The organism is Monashia sp. HAY1-2A, assembly GCF_056755315.1.
In genome coordinates, this window is the sequence record NZ_JBNDHY010000652.1 from 1 (window position 1) to 246 (window position 246).

At 66.3% G+C, this 246-nt stretch carries 1 protein-coding gene; it reads right to left on the bottom strand.

Features of this window, described 5'->3' with window-relative positions:
• On the bottom strand, positions 1–246 hold a 246-nt coding region (locus tag ACPYOM_RS23415; protein ID WP_481347813.1), incomplete at both ends, for a hypothetical protein.

The following is a 246-nucleotide window of genomic DNA, read 5'->3' on the forward strand; positions in this document are numbered from 1 at the left end:
GACCCAGTCCGGCGAGACGCCAGCGGTCGCGTACGGCGAGCGGCGGCTCGGTCCGCATCTTCCACACCGCCACGGCCGCAAACACCGGAAGCGAGAACAGCATTCTGAACGCGATCAATGTGACGGCGTCGATGTGGTAGCGGTACAGCAGTTTGGCGACGATGGCCTTCGTGGAAAACAGAACGGCACCGCCGATGGCGATCGCCAGGCCGCCCAGCGCGGCCGGGCGTGTGGTCGGTACAACAG